The organism is Flavobacterium sp. (genome assembly GCF_044339515.1).
Taxonomy (GTDB): Bacteria; Bacteroidota; Bacteroidia; order Flavobacteriales; family Flavobacteriaceae; genus Flavobacterium.
The window spans coordinates 1-17,313 of record NZ_JBIIVK010000004.1 but is presented as its reverse complement, the minus strand read 5'-3'; the positions used below and the strand labels follow the sequence as shown (position 1 = coordinate 17,313).

The 17,313-nt window shown below is 33.7% G+C and carries 19 protein-coding genes; 10 read left to right on the top strand and 9 right to left on the bottom strand.

The window, feature by feature from the left end; all coding sequences use genetic code 11:
• The first annotated feature begins 51 nt into the window (after positions 1-51).
• Positions 52-1,578 (top strand): GH3 auxin-responsive promoter family protein, encoded by a 1,527-nt coding sequence (locus ACIQ0M_RS01725; RefSeq protein WP_396149091.1) that lies wholly within the window; start codon positions 52-54, stop codon positions 1,576-1,578.
• Position 1,579: 1 nt separating this feature from the next.
• Positions 1,580-1,744: a hypothetical protein gene (locus ACIQ0M_RS01720; protein ID WP_396149089.1), complete on the top strand. Its 165-nt coding sequence runs from the start codon at positions 1,580-1,582 to the stop codon at positions 1,742-1,744.
• Between the two features lie 19 nt (positions 1,745-1,763).
• Here ACIQ0M_RS01720 and clpX read toward each other — a convergent pair whose 3' ends face one another.
• The 6 genes from clpX to ACIQ0M_RS01690 form a co-directional block, all read right to left on the bottom strand.
• The gene (clpX, locus tag ACIQ0M_RS01715; RefSeq protein WP_396149086.1) at positions 1,764-2,996 is read right to left on the bottom strand and encodes an ATP-dependent Clp protease ATP-binding subunit ClpX; all 1,233 of its coding nucleotides are present in this window, start codon (positions 2,994-2,996) and stop codon (positions 1,764-1,766) included.
• A 57-nt stretch (positions 2,997-3,053) separates the two neighbouring features.
• On the bottom strand, positions 3,054-3,713 hold the full coding sequence (gene clpP / locus ACIQ0M_RS01710; RefSeq protein ID WP_129465182.1) for an ATP-dependent Clp endopeptidase proteolytic subunit ClpP: 660 nt from the start codon (positions 3,711-3,713) through the stop codon (positions 3,054-3,056).
• A 94-nt stretch (positions 3,714-3,807) separates the two neighbouring features.
• Positions 3,808-5,133, bottom strand: coding sequence for a trigger factor (tig, locus tag ACIQ0M_RS01705; RefSeq protein ID WP_396149084.1), 1,326 nt, complete (start codon positions 5,131-5,133; stop codon positions 3,808-3,810).
• A gap of 92 nt (positions 5,134-5,225) precedes the next feature.
• A complete protein-coding gene (locus ACIQ0M_RS01700) occupies positions 5,226-5,573 on the bottom strand; it encodes a phage holin family protein (RefSeq protein WP_396149081.1) in 348 nt (115 codons plus the stop codon).
• A gap of 34 nt (positions 5,574-5,607) precedes the next feature.
• On the bottom strand, positions 5,608-6,372 hold the full coding sequence (locus ACIQ0M_RS01695; protein ID WP_396149079.1) for an alpha/beta fold hydrolase: 765 nt from the start codon (positions 6,370-6,372) through the stop codon (positions 5,608-5,610).
• A gap of 35 nt (positions 6,373-6,407) precedes the next feature.
• On the bottom strand, positions 6,408-7,121 hold the full coding sequence (locus ACIQ0M_RS01690) for a pyridoxine 5'-phosphate synthase (protein WP_396149077.1): 714 nt from the start codon (positions 7,119-7,121) through the stop codon (positions 6,408-6,410).
• A gap of 102 nt (positions 7,122-7,223) precedes the next feature.
• On the opposite strand from ACIQ0M_RS01690, the gene ACIQ0M_RS01685 reads away from it, so the two are divergent.
• The 8 genes from ACIQ0M_RS01685 to murI all read left to right on the top strand — a co-directional run bounded on the left by ACIQ0M_RS01685 (position 7,224) and on the right by murI (position 15,462).
• Positions 7,224-7,883 carry an acetoin utilization protein acuB gene (locus ACIQ0M_RS01685; protein ID WP_396149075.1) on the top strand — a complete coding sequence of 220 codons (660 nt, stop codon included), beginning with the start codon at positions 7,224-7,226 and terminating at the stop codon, positions 7,881-7,883.
• Positions 7,884-7,885: 2 nt separating this feature from the next.
• Positions 7,886-8,770, top strand: coding sequence for an NAD kinase (locus ACIQ0M_RS01680; RefSeq protein ID WP_396149073.1), 885 nt, complete (start codon positions 7,886-7,888; stop codon positions 8,768-8,770).
• Between the two features lie 143 nt (positions 8,771-8,913).
• Entirely contained in the window at positions 8,914-9,597 is a 684-nt protein-coding gene (locus tag ACIQ0M_RS01675) for a DUF6089 family protein (protein WP_396149071.1), read from the top strand.
• Between the two features lie 2 nt (positions 9,598-9,599).
• Positions 9,600-10,340: an isoprenyl transferase gene (locus ACIQ0M_RS01670; RefSeq protein ID WP_396149069.1), complete on the top strand. Its 741-nt coding sequence runs from the start codon at positions 9,600-9,602 to the stop codon at positions 10,338-10,340.
• Positions 10,273-13,011, top strand: coding sequence for an outer membrane protein assembly factor BamA (gene bamA, locus ACIQ0M_RS01665; protein ID WP_396149067.1), 2,739 nt, complete (start codon positions 10,273-10,275; stop codon positions 13,009-13,011). Before ACIQ0M_RS01670 ends, bamA begins: the two co-directional genes overlap by 68 nt.
• A gap of 41 nt (positions 13,012-13,052) precedes the next feature.
• A complete protein-coding gene (locus ACIQ0M_RS01660; protein WP_396149065.1) occupies positions 13,053-14,093 on the top strand; it encodes an OmpH family outer membrane protein in 1,041 nt (346 codons plus the stop codon).
• A gap of 15 nt (positions 14,094-14,108) precedes the next feature.
• Positions 14,109-14,609: an OmpH family outer membrane protein gene (locus tag ACIQ0M_RS01655; protein ID WP_396149063.1), complete on the top strand. Its 501-nt coding sequence runs from the start codon at positions 14,109-14,111 to the stop codon at positions 14,607-14,609.
• A 76-nt stretch (positions 14,610-14,685) separates the two neighbouring features.
• A complete protein-coding gene (gene murI / locus ACIQ0M_RS01650) occupies positions 14,686-15,462 on the top strand; it encodes a glutamate racemase (protein WP_396149061.1) in 777 nt (258 codons plus the stop codon).
• Positions 15,463-15,464: 2 nt separating this feature from the next.
• Here murI and ACIQ0M_RS01645 read toward each other — a convergent pair whose 3' ends face one another.
• From ACIQ0M_RS01645 to ACIQ0M_RS01635, 3 genes are all read right to left on the bottom strand, one after another.
• The gene (locus tag ACIQ0M_RS01645) at positions 15,465-15,980 is read right to left on the bottom strand and encodes a gamma carbonic anhydrase family protein (protein WP_396149060.1); all 516 of its coding nucleotides are present in this window, start codon (positions 15,978-15,980) and stop codon (positions 15,465-15,467) included.
• A 40-nt stretch (positions 15,981-16,020) separates the two neighbouring features.
• Positions 16,021-17,031 carry a type IX secretion system membrane protein PorP/SprF gene (locus ACIQ0M_RS01640; protein WP_396149058.1) on the bottom strand — a complete coding sequence of 337 codons (1,011 nt, stop codon included), beginning with the start codon at positions 17,029-17,031 and terminating at the stop codon, positions 16,021-16,023.
• Between the two features lie 7 nt (positions 17,032-17,038).
• On the bottom strand, positions 17,039-17,313 hold a 275-nt coding region (locus ACIQ0M_RS01635), incomplete at its 5' end, for a T9SS type B sorting domain-containing protein (protein WP_396149056.1).

Below are 17,313 nucleotides of genomic sequence, written 5' to 3'. Positions count from 1 at the left end.
TTGTATTTTTAATTTTCAAATCAAACAGCAATATTATTAAAATAGAGAAAAATGCCACTACCCATTATCAATTCGATTGCTACTTGGATCTTAAAAAAAAGGATTCATCAAATTGAATTGTTTATGAAATATCCCAATGAAGTGCAAGAAGAATTACTTCTTTCACTACTCAAAATATCTGAAAACACGGTTGTTGGCAGGCAATATGACTTTAATACTATCAAAAATTACCATACTTTTTCCGAACGGGTTCCGGTTTCTGCCTATGAAGATTTAGAACCCATGATAGAACAGACGCGAAAAGGAATGCAAAATATTTTTTGGCCAACTTCTATCAAATGGTTTGCCAAATCAAGCGGAACGACCAATGCCAAAAGCAAGTTTATTCCGGTGAGTAATGAAGCTTTGGAAAACTGTCATTACAAAGCCAGTAAAGATTTATTGAGTTTGTATTTAAACAATAACGAGGATTCGCAATTGTTTGTAGGCAAAAGTCTTCGCTTGGGCGGAAGCAAAGAACTATATGAAGATAATAATACATTTTTTGGAGATTTATCTGCTATTTTGATTGACAATATGCCGATTTGGGCTGAATTTAGTTCTACACCCAGCAACCGGGTTTCGCTCATGGGCGATTGGGAAATTAAATTAATGGCTATTGTTCAAGAAACCATTTATGAGGATGTTACCAGTTTGGCCGGAGTGCCTTCTTGGATGTTGGTTTTGCTTAATAAAGTATTAGAAGAAACCGGCAAAACTAATTTATTAGAAATTTGGCCACATGCCGAAGTTTACTTTCATGGCGGCGTGAGTTTTGATCCGTATCGTGAACAGTATCAAAAATTATTTCCGAGCAGTGATTTTAATTATTACGAAATTTATAATGCTTCCGAAGGTTTCTTTGCCATTCAGGATTTGAATAATTCCAACGACTTATTACTAATGCTGGACTATGGAATTTTCTATGAATTTATTCCGATGGATGCCTTTGGAACACCAGAGCAAAAAATTATTCGGTTGGCCGAAGTAGAATTGTTTAAAAATTATGCGGTTGTAATTACCACCAACTCCGGTTTATGGCGGTATATGATTGGTGATACGGTCCGTTTTACTTCTTTAAATCCGTATCGCATTAGAGTAACCGGAAGAACCAAGCATTTTATCAATGTTTTCGGTGAGGAGTTGATTGTGGAAAACACCGACCAAGCCATTGCTAAAGCTTGCCATGAAACTGAATCAGAAGTAGTTGATTATACTGTTGCTCCTGTTTTTATGGATGGCAAGGAAAAAGGAGCTCATGAATGGATGATTGAGTTTAAAAAATCACCCGAAAACATCAACTATTTCAGAAAGATATTAGACGATATATTACAAACGCTCAATTCGGATTATGAAGCGAAAAGACGTAATAATATGACATTAAATCCGTTAATCATTAATGTTGCCAGACCAAATTTGTTTTATGATTGGTTGAAAGAACGTGATAAATTAGGTGGACAACACAAGATTCCTAGGCTTTCCAACGAGCGAACTTATTTGGAGCAATTATTACGAATGCAGTTTGCGGAACAGATTTAATATGAAAAAATTACTTTTACTTTTTCTTTTAATTACTTTATTTTCTTGCGGACCAAGAAGGCTTGGTTGCGGACCAGGTAGACGATGCGAAGCTCCTACTCAAAAAGAAAAACTTAATTTAATTCCACAAAAAAATCCTGAAGCAAAAACCTCAGGATTAGTTTAATTTAGTATTGTAAGTAATTCTAAGAAACTGCTTTTAGTCGTTGTAACATGTTTTTGTTCAACGTATGTTCGGCATAACTTTTTTCGATATGCAATGTTTTTTCATCTGAGCTTGGTAAATCATACATAGCATCCGTTAAAATAGCTTCGCAAAGCGAACGTAATCCACGAGCTCCTAATTTGTATTCTAAGGCTTTATCTACAATATAATCTAAAGCTTCCTCTGAAATCGAAAATTCTACATTATCCATTTCAAACAATTTTTTATATTGCTTGATAAGTGCATTTTTTGGCTCTGTTAAAATAGAACGAAGGGTTTCTCGGTCCAAAGGATTCATATAAGACAACACGGGAAGACGACCAATAATTTCAGGTATCAAACCAAAATCTTTAATATCTTTTGGAATAATGTATTGCATCAAATTATCCTTATCAATTTGGTCTGTATTGGCAGAAGCACTATACCCTACCGCTTGACGATTTAATCGTTTTGAAATGATTCGTTCGATTCCGTCAAAAGCACCTCCGGCAATAAAAAGAATATTTTGTGTGTTTACTTCGATAAATTTTTGGTCAGGATGTTTTCTTCCTCCTTTTGGCGGAACATTTACAACGGTTCCTTCTAACAATTTCAATAAAGCTTGCTGAACTCCTTCACCGGAAACATCTCTCGTAATGGAGGGATTATCACTTTTGCGTGCAATTTTATCAATTTCGTCAATAAAAACAATACCTCTCTCTGCTTTTGCCACATCATAATCAGCTACTTGTAATAAGCGAGTTAAAATGCTTTCCACATCTTCCCCTACATAACCAGCTTCAGTTAAAACTGTTGCATCTACAATAGTCAGCGGTACATTCAACATTTTGGCAATAGTTTTGGCTACCAATGTTTTTCCTGTTCCGGTTTGACCTACCATGATGATGTTGCTTTTTTCAATTTCAACTTCGTCATCATGATTTTTTTGCATCAATCGCTTGTAGTGGTTGTAAACGGCAACAGACATTACTTTTTTAGTTTGATCTTGTCCAATTACATATTGATCTAAAAAAGAACGAATTTCTTTTGGCTTTTTGAGCACCAAATCGCCCAAACCATGCGAATGCTTGCTTTGCTTTAGTTCTTCTAAAACAATACCGTGTGCCTGATCAATGCATTTGTCACAAATGTGAGCATCAATACCGGCGATTAACAAATTTGTTTCGGGTTTCTTCCTTCCGCAGAAAGAACATTCCAACATTTCTTTTGCCATAATTTATGGTAATGGGTTATAGGTTAAAGGTAATTGGTAAAAAACCATTTCCTACAACTATTTTCTTCTTAAAACTTCATCAATCATTCCGTATTCTTTGGCTTCATCGGCAATCATCCAATAATCACGTTCTGAATCTTTATACACTTTTTCAAACGATTGTCCGGAATGATTAGCAATAATTTGATAGAGCTCGTCTTTTAGCTTTAACATTTCTTTTAAGTTGATTTCCATATCAGTAGCAACACCTTGTGCTCCTCCTGAAGGTTGGTGAATCATTACTCTTGAATGTGGTAACGCTGAACGCTTTCCTTCAGCACCGGCACACAATAAGACAGCTCCCATAGAAGCGGCCATACCTGTACAAATCGTTGCTACATCAGGTTTTACATACTGCATCGTATCGTAAATTCCTAATCCAGCATATACACTTCCGCCTGGTGAATTGATGTAAATTTGAATGTCTTTTGAAGCATCAACACTCTCCAAAAACAACAATTGAGCTTGAATAATATTGGCTACATAATCATCTACTCCTGTTCCCAAAAAGATAATTCTGTCCATCATTAATCGAGAAAAAACGTCTAACTGTGAAACATTTAATTGACGTTCTTCAATAATGTAAGGAGTCATTCCACTTACAATTTTATCGTAATACATGCTATTCACACCATGGTGTTTGGTAGCAAATTTTTTAAATTCTTTTCCGAAGTTCATTTTTAAAATAGGCTATTTTTATTTGCTCTTTTAAACGTAAAAGAGCGTCAAATTGACATTCGACGCCCAAATATACTACTTTTTTTGAAAATTCTTATTCTCCGTACATTTCTTTAACGAACTGTTCGTAAGAAACTTCTTTTGACTTTGCTTTAACTTTCTCTTTAAAAAGACCTAACATCTTTTCACTCATCACTTGTTCAGACAATCTTTTTACTTCGTCTTGGTTAGAAAGTACGCGGGCTACGATACCGTCAATGTCTTCCTGCGTTGGATTCATTTGACCAAATTGAGCCATTTGTTTTTTGATTAATTCAGATGTAAATGCTTTCAAATCTTCAAAAGTAATTTGTAAGTTATTCTCTGTCATTATCTTACCTTCTATCAATTGATAACGAAGACCTCTTTCTGATTTGGCGAATTCTTCTCTTGCTTCTTCTTCGGTCAAAGGTTTTTCACCGGCATTTTGCAACCATTTGATTAAAAATTCTGATGGTAAATCAAATTTGGTGCTTTCTAATAAAAATTCAGTTACATCGTTTAGGAATTTCTGATCTGCTTGTTGAGCAAATTGTTTTTCAGCATCTTCTTTGATTTTGACTTTAACACCATCAACAGAAGTTACATTTCCTTCACCAAATAATTTATCAAACAATTCTTGATTTAATTCTGCTTTTTCACTGGTTGTAATTCCTTCAATTTTAGCTGAAACTTCAATATCCAAACCATGCACTAAATCGTGATCTACTTTTAAATAATCCATTAATTTATGATCATCATCAAATAAACCTTTTGTTGAGATTTCAACCACATCTCCTACTTTTTTCCCAATGAATTTTTTGGCTGTTTTTTTGTTTTTAAAAACATCCAAAGAAATAGAAGTTGTACTATTGATTCCGTTTGCTTCGTTTGTGAACGTAACATTTAAATCGTCACCTTCTTCTACAGTATCTTTCGAAATTAATTTTCCGTATTGTTTTTTGATTCTCTCCACTTGATCATTCAACATTTTATCATCCGCAATGATTTTGAAAGATGTAATATTGTTTTTAGCAGATAAATCTACTGAGAATTCAGGAGCCAATCCTAACTCGAAATCAAATGTAAAATCTTCTTTATTCCAATCGAAATCTTCGGTTACTTTTGGAAGCGGATTTCCTAAAATATCTAATTTTTCTTCAACTAAATAGTTGTTTAAATTTTCTTGTAAAACTTTGTTTACTTCTTCCAACAGCACGGCTTTTCCATATTGTTTCTGAATTAAACTCATTGGCACAGCTCCTTTTCTAAATCCCGGAATGGAAGCATTTTTACGATAATCGGCCAATACTTTTTCTACTTTAGAAGCATAATCATTTTTGGAAACCGCCACGGTAACCACCGCATTCAAAGCGTCCACATTTGTTCTTGTGATATTCATTTCTATTTATATACTAAAATTGGGTGGCAAAAGTACAACTTTTTCGCCACCCAACCAACAGTAATGACTTGAATTTTAACAATTCAGGACAGTTATTTATCCTCTGCTGCCGTTAATTTATAAACAACAGACTGAAAAATCGATAAGATGATACTAAAAAACAATGCCGTCCAAAATGATTCGACATGAAAACCGCCAACAATATTACTACAGAGTAAAACAATAAAGGCGTTGATTACTAAGAGAAAAAGTCCCAAAGTTAAAATGGTTACCGGCAACGTAAACAAAATTATCAATGGCTTAATAAACAGATTAAGTAACCCTAAAATGATGGCCACATAAATGGATTGAACAAAACTATCCACTTTTACACCCGGTAAAAGGTAAGCAATTAACATCACTAAAGCGGCTGTAACTAGAATTCGGAGTAACAATCCCATATGATTAAATTTTTACTAAAATTACAAAAAAAATCTACTTATTTAAAAAATTCAAGACCATTTCGAAAAACAATTTCGGATTTTCAGCATGTAACCAATGTCCTGTGTTCGGAATTGTTTCAAATTCAGCTTTAGAAAATTGATTTTTAATTGCGTCAAAATCCTCGTCTAAAATATACCTAGAATTTCCGCCTCTTACAAATAGTGTTGGTTTATCTAAATGTGCTTCTTTTGAAAGAGCAATCCCAATTTGTTCAATTTCTTTATTAAAAACCTGCAAATTAAATCGAAAAGCCAATTGTCCGGGTTCTTTCCAATATAAACTTTTCATCAAAAACTGACGGGTTCCAAAGTCAGGAATGTAGTTTTTTAAAGTTTCTTCCACTTCATTTCTTTCAGGTTTTAATGAAAAATCAACTGCATTTAATCCTTCTAAAATGTCTTGATGATGTGGACGATAATATTTCGGACCGATATCCGCAACAATTAAATTATCAATCAATTCCGGATAATTTACCGCTAAAAACATGGCTACTTTTCCACCCATTGAATGCCCAATAATATCAATTTTTTCTAATTGATGAAAATTGCAATACTCCAAAATATCTTCGGACATTACTGTATAATTAAATTCATCTGAATGAAAACTTCGTCCGTGATTTCGCAAATCAAGCATGTGAACCTGAAAACCTTGTTCTGCAAATTGAGTTCCGAGGGTTTTCCAATTATCAGACATACCCAAAAATCCATGTAAGATTATCAATGGTTTTCCTTCGCCTTCAATTTTAGAATATAGCATTTGAATGTATTTTGATTAAAAATTGAGAAGATAATCTATTTAAGTTTATGTAAATACATATTCACCACATTTTCGATTCCCAAATAAAGCGACTCACAAACTAGAGCGTGACCGATGGAAACTTCTAATAAATCGGGAATATTTTCTTTGAAAAATTGAATATTATCCAAGCTCAAATCGTGTCCGGCATTTACACCCATTCCTAATTGATTAGATAAAACGGCTGCTTCAATATAGGGCTGAATTCCGTCTTTATTTCCAATACTATATTGATGAGCAAACTCTTCGGTATATAACTCAATTCGGTCTGTCCCGGTGATTTTAGCACCTTCAATCATGGACAAAATAGGATCAACAAAAATCGAAGTTCGGATATTATTTCGTTTGAATTCTTGAATCACTTCAATTAAAAAATCTCTGTGTTTGATGGTATCCCAACCGGCATTTGAGGTTAATGCATCATCCGCATCAGGCACTAAAGTTACTTGCGTTGGCTTCACTTCCAATACTAAATCGATGAATTTTTGAACCGGATTTCCTTCAATATTAAATTCAGTGTAAACAATCGGTTTCAAATCACGAGCGTCCTGATAACGAATATGGCGTTCGTCGGGACGAGGATGAATGGTGACACCATGAGCCCCAAAACGCTGCACATCTTTGGCCACTTGCACCACATTGGGCATACTTCCGCCTCTGGAATTTCGAAGGGTTGCAATTTTGTTGATATTTACGCTTAACTTTGTCATGTATTTAGAAACGATTGAATTAAAAAATGATTGCAAAAATACAAACTAAAACATGCTCTATTGTAGTATTTTTTGATTATTTTGCAACGAAATTAAAAGGCTATGTTAGAAATAACGAACTATATCAACAACGATTTTAAACCGTTTGACTGTAAAGAAACAATTGAAAACATTCAAGATTTTTTTACCGATTTAACGTTTTCTCATTTTCCGGTTGTGCAGGAAGGAATTTACATTGGAAGCATTGCAGCCGATGATGTTATCACTTTTGACAATCACAAATCGGCAATAGACTATCGTTACACTTTGGAGGGTTTTTTTGCTAGAAACAATATGATTTGGCTCGATGTTTTGGAGGTTTTTGCACAAAATCATACCAATTTAATTCCGGTTTTAGACGAACAGAACAATTATTTGGGTTATTATGAGCTAAACGATATTGTTCAGTTTTTTGCAGAAACCCCTTTTTTAAAAGAACAAGGCGGAATTATTATCGTTAAAAAACCAACCGTTGATTTTTCGATGAGCCAAGTTGCACAAATTATAGAAACAAATAACGGTAAGATTTTAGGGGTTTTTATTTCTGAGGCAAATGCTGATTTTGTAGAAATCACAATCAAACTTTCGCTTGGCGGAATGAACGAAATAATCCAGACTTTCCGCCGATACAATTATGAAATCGTTTCGGAACATCAAGAGGACAATTATTTGAACAATTTGAAAGAACGTTCAGATTATTTAGATAAATACTTAAATATCTAAGCATGAAAATTGCCATTTTCGGACAATATTATCAAAACGATACGCGACCTATTATCAAGGACATTTTTGTGTATTTGAACCACAACCATGTTGAATTGGTAATCGAAGAAGCCTTTTTGAAAATTTTGTATGCGGAAGAAATTCTTAAAAAAGAATACAAAACATTTTCAACCTATAAAGATTTAGACAGTAGTTTTGACCTTTTAATAAGTATTGGAGGTGATGGAACTATTTTGCGGGCCATTACCTATGTTCGAAATACCGGAATCCCTATTTTAGGGGTTAATGCCGGTAGACTAGGTTTTTTAGCTAAAGTGCAAAAAGAAAACATTGAGTTGTTTTTACAATCCATTTTGAATAAAAATTACACTGTTTCCAAACGAACTTTATTAAGTTTAGAGAGCAGTCCGAAAAATACAGAAATCAGAGATATCAATTTTGCCTTGAACGAAATTTCAGTGAGTCGAAAAGACACCACCTCTATGATTACAGTTGAAACGTACTTAAATGGTGAGTATTTGACTTCCTATTGGGCAGATGGTTTAATCATTTCTACGCCAACAGGTTCTACCGGTTATTCACTAAGTTGCGGAGGTCCGGTTTTAACTCCCGATGTAAAAAGTCTGGTTATTACACCGATAGCTCCACACAATCTCAATGCCAGACCGCTAGTTATTCCGGATAAGACAGAAATCAAGTTAAAAGTATCCGGAAGAGAGCCTCAGTTTTTAGTTTCCTTGGATAGCAGAATAGCTACCATGGACAACGAAACCGTTTTAACCATTAAAAAAACACAATTTAAAATTAATATGGTTGAAATTCACGACGAAACGTTTTTAAAAACACTTCGAAACAAATTATTATGGGGTGTTGACAAACGAAATTAACCCATGATTAAAAAAAATAAAACCCTTCAACTATACTACCACCCTTTTATTTCCGTTTTTTTTGAAATTAATTTGTGATAAATAGCAATTATTTAGCTGTAAACTAGTCATAATTGTTATATTTGCACGCTATTTCAAAATCGATGAATAGAATAAAGATTGCATTGTTTTTTACACTCTTTTATGCCGGATTAAATGCCCAAATTAACGAAATAGGTATTTTTGCCGGAGGAGCTAATTATATTGGTGACGTTGGACCAACCACTTACATTGCACCAAATGACCTTGCTATTGGAATTATTTATAAATGGAATAGAAGTACGAGGCATACCTATCGTTTTTCATATACATATGGAAAAATTTCATCTAATGATTTAGATGCTGATGTGGCTGACAGAAATTTGAGAGGATTCAATTTTAAAAACACCCTTCATGAAGCTTCGGCCGGGATGGAATTTAATTTTTTTGAGTTTGATTTACATAGTATGAAGCCTCAATACACGCCTTATGTTTATAGTGGTTTGAGTTATTTTGCATATAAAGAATTATATTACGTGGAAAACGAGGCCAGTGAAGATTATCAAGAAGGAGCATTAGCCATACCTATGATTGTTGGTTTTAAGGCAAAATTGGCCAAAAGTTTTGTAGTAGGATTAGAAGTTGGAGCACGTTTTACTTTTACCGACAATTTAGACGGAAGTAATCCAAAAAATGAAAACCTTTCTCCTTTGCAATTTGGAAATATAAACAGTAAAGATTGGTATATGTTTACCGGATTTACGTTAACGTATACATTTGGAGAAAACCCTTGTTTTTGTCCGGAATAAAAATGATTTTAGAAGAACAAATAAATAAAGACAACTTACCCAAACATCTAGCCATTATCATGGATGGCAATGGTCGTTGGGCAAAACAACAAGGAATGCTCAGGGCTTTTGGCCATGAAAAAGGCACTAAATCAGTCAGAGAAACCGTTGAAAGTTGTGCTAAACTTGGCATTGAAAACCTAACTCTATATGCTTTTTCTACAGAAAACTGGAACCGTCCTAAATTAGAAGTAGATACTTTGATGAATTTATTAATAAAATCATTGAAAAAAGAGTTGAAAACACTCCAAAAAAATGAAATTAGACTAAATTCTATCGGCAATTTATCACTTTTACCTACAACTGCACACAAAGAACTTTTAGAAGTAATTAACAAAACAAAGGAAAATAAACGAATGACTTTAACACTCGCTTTGAGTTACGGATCCAGAGAAGAGTTGGTTTCCGCCATAAAAACGATAAGTGATAAAGTTAAAAATAATATAATTTCGCCAGAATCTATTGATGAAACAATTATAAATCAACATCTTTACACACACAATCTACCCGATGTTGATTTATTAATCAGAACCAGTGGAGAGCACCGAATCAGTAATTTTTTGTTATGGCAAATTGCCTATGCAGAATTGTTTTTTACCGATGTGTTGTGGCCGGATTTTAGAGAACAACATTTATATGAAGCTATCATTAGTTATCAAAAAAGAGAACGTAGGTTTGGAAAAACAAGTGAACAAATTAAATAAACAAAGCGTGTTGAGAAACATTACGTCAATTTTTGCAATACTTTTTTTGGGAAGTATTTTTCAATTAAGAGCACAAGAAACTACACCTTATGAAAGAGGTTCCCAATACATCTTAGGCGGTGTTGAAGTTACCGGAAAAATAACCTTTAATCAACAAACAGTTGTTACTTTCTCCGGATTGGAAAAAGGTCAAAAAATTGTTGTTCCCGGAGAAGAAATTAGTACAGCAATAAAAAAATTAGGTAAGCTAGGTTTGTTTAGTGATATTGATATGTATGTTAATCGCATCAAAGGAGACACTATTTTTTTAGAATTAAACATGGTTGAACTCCCAAAATTAAATGAAGCTAAAATTCAAGGACTCAAAAAAAGTAAAGCAGAAACGCTATTAAAAGAGGTCAACTTAACAAAAGGTAAAGTTGTGAATGAGAATTTAATCACCACAACAAAAACTACCATAGAAAACAAATACAAAAAAGACGGTTTTTATAATACTAAAGTAGCCATTAACACCATTCCTGATACAACCAGCGGAAATGAAGTTAAAATGGTTATTAATGTGGATAAAGGCAAGAAAATCAAAGTTTCCAGTATTGACATCGAAGGTAATGAACAAATTAAGGACGGCAAATTAAAAGGGGCCATGTCCAACACCAAAGTTAAATTCCCGGGAAGATTTTGGAAAGGCTCTAAATTTATTAAAGACAAATATAAAGAAGACCTTGTGAGTCTTGTGGATAAATACAAAGAAAAGGGTTATCGCGATGCTCGAATTATTTATGACAGTGTTACTTTTAATAACAAAAAAAATACGGTTGATATAAAAATTAAAGTAGAAGAAGGAAAAAAATATTATTTCGGTGATATAAAATTCTTAGGAAATACAATATATACCGATGAAGGATTAAGTCGCGTTTTAGGAATTAAAAAAGGAGAAACTTACAATGGCGTTTTATTGCAAGAGCGAATTGCCAACAAGAAAAATCCGGACGCCAATGACATTACGAATTTATATCAAAATAATGGTTACTTATTTTCAACTATTAATCCGGTAGAGGTTCGAACAGCCAACGACACAATTGATTTTGAAGTAAGAATTTTAGAAGGGCCATTAGCCTACTTTAATAAGATTACTGTGGTTGGAAACGACAAAACAAATGATCATGTAATTTATCGTGAACTTCGAACAAAACCTGGACAAAAATACAGCAAAGAAGATTTAGTGCGAACTATTCGTGAAATTGGTCAGTTAGGATTTTTTGACCCTGAAGCAATCGATCCTAAATTTAAAAATGTTGATCCGGCTGCGGGAACTGTTGATATAGAATATAATCTAGTTGAAAAAGGTTCAAGTCAAATTGAATTGCAAGGAGGTTATGGAGGTGGCGGATTTATTGGAACACTGGGGCTTTCATTTAATAATTTTTCGGCTAGAAATATTTTTAAGAAAGATGCCTATAAACCACTCCCTATGGGTGACGGACAGCGTATGTCGTTGCGTTTACAAGGAAGTTCATTCTTTCAAACTTATAGCTTAACGTTTTCTGAGCCGTGGTTAGGTGGAAAAAAACCAATTCAATTTTCTACTTCATTATCACACAGTAAACAATTTTTAAATAACTTTCAAACCAGAGATGTCGACAGAAGCAGAAGTTTTAACATTACTTCGCTTTCAGTTGGAATTGCAAAAAGGTTAACTGTACCGGATGACTTTTTTGTATTGTCTCAATCACTTAGTTTTCAGTACTACGATTTGAACAATTATAATACAGGTTTATTTAGATTTGGAGATGGATCTGCAAGAAATTTAGCTTACACGATCGGTTTAACAAGAAACAACAAAGGAATCAATCCAATTTATCCGGTCTACGGTTCAGAATTTTCAATTACAGCAAAATTCACTCCACCTTATTCATTGTTTAATGGAGTAGACTATGAGGACTTAAAAAATCAAAAAGACTACAAACTGAGAACAACGCAAATAACAAATGATTCTGAGGGAAATTCAATTCCGATAGGTACTTTGGTTGATTCAAATGGGCAACCGGTTGCCGAAGATAATTTTCAAGATGCAGCGGTAGATCAAGGAAAAGTAGATCAAGAAAGATTTAAATGGCTAGAATTTTATAAAATTAAACTAAAAGTTGATTGGTACACTAAAATTGCAGGAACAAACCAAAACGCACTGGTATTTAAAACGTTAGGCGAATTTGGTTTTATGGGTGCGTATAATAACGACAGAGGTTTAGTGCCTTTCGAACGATTCTTTTTGGGCGGAGATGGTTTAGCTAACTTTGCTTTAGATGGAAGAGAAATTATTCAGTTACGTGGATATCCTAATCAATCTCTAGTACCTTTAAATAAAGACGGAAGTCAGGGCGATGGTGGAACAATTTACAATAAATTTACCATGGAGCTTCGTTATCCAATTACGTTAAAGTCGGCCGCTTCTATTTATGTTTTGGGCTTTTTGGAAGCAGGATCTTCATTTAATAGTTTTCAAGAATATAATCCATTCAAATTGCAACGGTCTGCCGGTATGGGTCTGAGAGTGTTTATGCCAGCCTTCGGTTTATTGGGAATTGACTTCGGACACGGCTTTGATGCAGTACCCGGACAAACACAAAAAAATGGCTGGGAGACACATTTTATTATCGGACAACAATTTTAATTGTTAATTTCTGTTATATTTACATGATAATTTTAAAGAATATGAAGAAATTAGTTTTTTTATTGCTCTTATTACTATTCGGAATGGCTGTTGAAGCTCAAACCAGAGGTGTAAGAATTGGTTATATTGATATGGAATATATCCTTCAAAATGTTCCGGATTACACGGAAGCAAAAAATCAATTAGAATTAAAAGCTCAAAAGTGGAAACAAGAAATTGAAACCAAACAAAATGAAATTAATGCCTTTAAAGAAAGCCTTGCAAACGAAAGAGTGCTTTTAACTAAGGAATTAATTGAAGAAAAAGAAGAGGAAATCAAATTTCTTGAAACAGAACTTATCGAATACCAACAAAAAAGATTTGGTCCTAACGGCGATTTAATCGTACAAAAAGCAGTCTTAATAAAACCTATACAAGACCAAGTTTTTACAGCGGTACAAGATTTAGCAGAAGCTAAAAAATTTGATTTTATTTTAGATAAATCATCTGATTTAACCGTACTTTTTGCTGCGAAAAGACATGATATCAGCGATCAAGTAATACGTTCATTAACACGAGCTTCAAAACGGGAGCAAATGAGTAAGAAACAACTAAAAGAATTAGAAGAAAAGGAACGTATTGAAGATTACAAAGACGATAACAACCCTGCTTTAGAAGAACGAAAAAAAATTCTGGAAGAAAGAAAATCTAAACGCGATAGTATCACTGAAGCTCGAAAAGCTATTGCTGCACAAAAGAAAAAAGATTTTGATGACAAACGTGCTAAATTGAAAGAAGAACGAGAAGCAAAAAAGAATGGCACAGTTTCTGATAAAGATGTAAAAGAAGACGATAAAACAACAGATGGTGAGGCTTCCACTGATAAAAAATCAGACGAAAATACTGAATCAGGTGAGCCAAAACCTACTGCCGCTGAATTAAAACAGAAAGCAGAACAGGAAAGACAACAAAAATTAGAGGAACGAAAAAAACAAATTGAAGAACGTAAACAAAAAATATTAGCCGATCGAGAGGCTGCTAAAAAAGCAAGAGAAGAAAAACAAAACGAAAACAAAGAAAAGCAAAACGAAAACAATAATTAATAATAACTAGAAATGATGAAACAATTGAAAACTTTATTTATTGCGACTATTTTATTCTTTAGTGCAAGCCAAATCGCCTCAGCACAAACAAAAATAGCACATGTCGATACAAATGAGTTAATTACGAAAATGCCTGCTATGATTGAAGCTCAAAAACAATTAGAAACACTTAGCAAACAATATGACTCCGAGTTCAAAACAATGGCCGATGAATATTATGCGAAATTAAAAAAATATGATGAAGAAGCGGCAACTGTTACTGAAAAAGTAAATGAAGAAAGAGCGAAAGAAGTTCAGGATATGGAAAAAAGAATTAGAGACTACAGAGAAACTGCTCAAAAAGAGTTGCAACAAAAAGAATCTGATTTGGCAAAACCATTAATGGAAAAAATCAAAGCTTCAATTGCAAAAGTTGGAAAAGCAAAAGGTTTCAATTATGTAATCGATGTGAACTCTGCCATCTTTGCAGACGGAACCGATTTAACTTTAGATGTTAAGAAAGATTTAGGTTTCTAAAAAATCTATCAAAAAAATATAAAAACTGCTCACCCAAATCAACGGGAATTGAGCAGTTTTTTTTTATTTTTGAAGTATGACAAATTCAGCACCTATAGGTCTATTTGATTCCGGAATTGGCGGAACTTCCATTTGGAGAGAAATTCACACCTTACTGCCAAATGAAGATACTATTTATCTGGCCGATAGCAAAAATGCACCTTATGGACAAAAATCGAAAGAAGAGATTATTGCTTTAAGCAAAAAAAATACTGAATTTTTACTAAATCAAAATGCAAAACTAATTGTAGTGGCTTGCAATACCGCCACCACCAATGCCATAAAAGAGCTTAGAGCGAGTTATGATGTCCCGTTTATTGGAATTGAACCGGCTATAAAACCTGCCGCAAATAACTCAGAAACGCACACTATTGGTATATTAGCCACGAAAGGAACATTAAGCAGTGAATTATTTAACCAAAATGTGTTGAATTATCCCAATACAAAAATTGTAGAACAAGTGGGTTACGGTCTCGTTCAGCTAATTGAAGAAGGAAAAATGACTTCTAAAGAAATGACTTTTTTACTCAAAAGCTATTTGGAACCTATGGTTGAAGCAAATATTGATTATTTAGTTTTAGGATGTAGCCACTACCCCTATTTGATTCCTCAAATCAAAAAAATTCTACCAAAGCATATTAGAATTATCGATTCCGGTGAAGCTGTTGCTCGTCAGACAAAAAATATTTTATCAGAAAAGGATTTACTAAACGAACAAAAGAATAGCAATCAAATCTTTTATACCAATTTTAATCCAACGGTATTAAAATCTATTCTGAAAAATAAATACTCAGTTATTGAAAAAGACTTTTAGAACTATTCTTCCTTAAACCATCCTGAATACATTACATAATTATTTGAAATTCGATCAATTTCTCCTGCAAAGTCCGATTGATTGATATCTTTGACTTTCTTTGCCGGAACACCGGCATAAATTGTTCCCGATTCAACATGTGTGTTTTGCGTTAAAACGGCTCCTGCAGCAATAATCGAATTGCTTTCTATCACACAATTATCCATTACAATGGCTCCCATTCCGATTAAAACATTATCATGAACGGTGCACCCATGCACAATAGCATTATGACCAATGGATACATTATTACCTATAATTGTTGGGTGCTTTTGATAGGTACAATGAATAATGGCTCCATCTTGAATGTTTACTTTATTACCTATTTTAATAAAATGAACATCGCCACGCACCACAGCATTAAACCAGATACTACACAAAGACCCAAGTTGAACATCACCAACAATGGTAGCATTCTCCGCTATATAACAATCACTTGGAATGATGGGTGATTTCCCGTTTACAGACTTAATTATCATAGATGAAAAAAAATCCCGACAACTGCCGGGATATAATTTATTAGTTAATTGCAGGACAATTACATTGATATTTCTCTCGCTTGCAGAATAAGTTCATCCCCAATGTGATTTGGTGAAAACCGGCATTGTCAAATCGAACGTTTCCTGATAAATAGGAATAAGTATATGCTAACATAAATTGTTTAAAGTTCACCCCTAAAATAGGTGTAAAATATTGTAAACGCTGATCACTTACACTATTTCCGTCAACAAATTGGGCACCATCAAAACTTCTTCTATATGATAAACCACCCCATAACTTACCAAAGTCCATGTTTTTATAAACTTTTAAGTTCAAATCGATTGATTTCTCCTTAGTTTCTTCCACTAATTGAAACAAAATAGATGGTTCCCATTGTAAACGATCGCTATCTCCAAAAACATAACCTGCACTAAACAAAAATTTTCTTAAATTATCTGATTCAAACTCGGTGTAAATTTCACGTCTTACGTTTGCAATGGCATTTTTTACGGTAAAATGAGCATAAAACTCTAAGTAATTATAAGATGCACCTAAATCTAAATTAAAATAAGAATCTTTCTGGTAAATTCCTCCAATAATTGGATCAAACGGCTGGTTATCTAGAAAAGTAGTTTCATCCAATTGACTCTGAACCAATGCTCCACTAATACCAAATGACAATTGATTTAAATCAATTTCACTTCGTGAAAACATAATGTGGTGAGCATACGTTAATTTTATACCTCTTTGCGAGTGATATCCGTTTCGATCGGAAAACAAAATAGCCCCAATTCCGGAACGTTCCCCCACACCTGCATTAAAACTCGCCGTACTCAAACTTGGTGCATCTTCTTGTCCAAACCATTGTGCTCTACTGGTTACTCTTAATTTCCCACAATTAGCTGCACCGGCCATAGAGGGATGGATTAGATAATAATTATCAGTTAAATAATCCGAATATACAGCAATACCTTCTTGCGAATAAGTAAACTGCGAAACAAATAACACTAGTAGTAAATAAGATTTTTTAAAATTAAGATTCAGATTCATGGGGTTTCTATCTTTTTAATGAAAAATGTGCTTTAAATGTTTTGGTTTGATCGTTTTCTAAATACTCTACCGTAAACCAGTAATCGGTCGACGGGAGGTTTTGACCGTTGAATGTTCCATCCCATCCTTGACCCGCCGGAATAATTTGTTTGATTAATTTTCCATAGCGGTCAAATATATAAATTTTTGCGTTAGGATTGGTCTCTCTTAACGTAAAAATATTCCATGTGTCATTATATCCATCTCCGTTTGGTGTAAAGAACAGCGGATAATCCACCACAT

Excerpts from the sequence above, each read along its gene's own strand:
- ACIQ0M_RS01670 (WP_396149069.1), top strand. The coding sequence starts at position 9,600 with ATGATTTTAGAAGAACAAATAAATAAAGACAACTTACCCAAACATCTA.
- ACIQ0M_RS01695 (WP_396149079.1), bottom strand. The coding sequence starts at position 6,372 with ATGCTATATTCTAAAATTGAAGGCGAAGGAAAACCATTGATAATCTTA.
- clpP (WP_129465182.1), bottom strand. The coding sequence starts at position 3,713 with ATGAACTTCGGAAAAGAATTTAAAAAATTTGCTACCAAACACCATGGT.
- ACIQ0M_RS01720 (WP_396149089.1), top strand. The coding sequence starts at position 1,580 with ATGAAAAAATTACTTTTACTTTTTCTTTTAATTACTTTATTTTCTTGC.
- ACIQ0M_RS01700 (WP_396149081.1), bottom strand. The coding sequence starts at position 5,573 with ATGGGATTGTTACTCCGAATTCTAGTTACAGCCGCTTTAGTGATGTTA.
- ACIQ0M_RS01640 (WP_396149058.1), bottom strand. The coding sequence starts at position 17,031 with ATGAATCTGAATCTTAATTTTAAAAAATCTTATTTACTACTAGTGTTA.
- ACIQ0M_RS01675 (WP_396149071.1), top strand. The coding sequence starts at position 8,914 with ATGAATAGAATAAAGATTGCATTGTTTTTTACACTCTTTTATGCCGGA.
- ACIQ0M_RS01660 (WP_396149065.1), top strand. The coding sequence starts at position 13,053 with ATGAAGAAATTAGTTTTTTTATTGCTCTTATTACTATTCGGAATGGCT.
- ACIQ0M_RS01680 (WP_396149073.1), top strand. The coding sequence starts at position 7,886 with ATGAAAATTGCCATTTTCGGACAATATTATCAAAACGATACGCGACCT.
- ACIQ0M_RS01725 (WP_396149091.1), top strand. The coding sequence starts at position 52 with ATGCCACTACCCATTATCAATTCGATTGCTACTTGGATCTTAAAAAAA.
- ACIQ0M_RS01690 (WP_396149077.1), bottom strand. The coding sequence starts at position 7,121 with ATGACAAAGTTAAGCGTAAATATCAACAAAATTGCAACCCTTCGAAAT.
- ACIQ0M_RS01645 (WP_396149060.1), bottom strand. The coding sequence starts at position 15,980 with ATGATAATTAAGTCTGTAAACGGGAAATCACCCATCATTCCAAGTGAT.
- ACIQ0M_RS01655 (WP_396149063.1), top strand. The coding sequence starts at position 14,109 with ATGAAACAATTGAAAACTTTATTTATTGCGACTATTTTATTCTTTAGT.
- bamA (WP_396149067.1), top strand. The coding sequence starts at position 10,273 with ATGAAGCTATCATTAGTTATCAAAAAAGAGAACGTAGGTTTGGAAAAA.
- tig (WP_396149084.1), bottom strand. The coding sequence starts at position 5,133 with ATGAATATCACAAGAACAAATGTGGACGCTTTGAATGCGGTGGTTACC.
- clpX (WP_396149086.1), bottom strand. The coding sequence starts at position 2,996 with ATGGCAAAAGAAATGTTGGAATGTTCTTTCTGCGGAAGGAAGAAACCC.
- murI (WP_396149061.1), top strand. The coding sequence starts at position 14,686 with ATGACAAATTCAGCACCTATAGGTCTATTTGATTCCGGAATTGGCGGA.
- ACIQ0M_RS01685 (WP_396149075.1), top strand. The coding sequence starts at position 7,224 with ATGTTAGAAATAACGAACTATATCAACAACGATTTTAAACCGTTTGAC.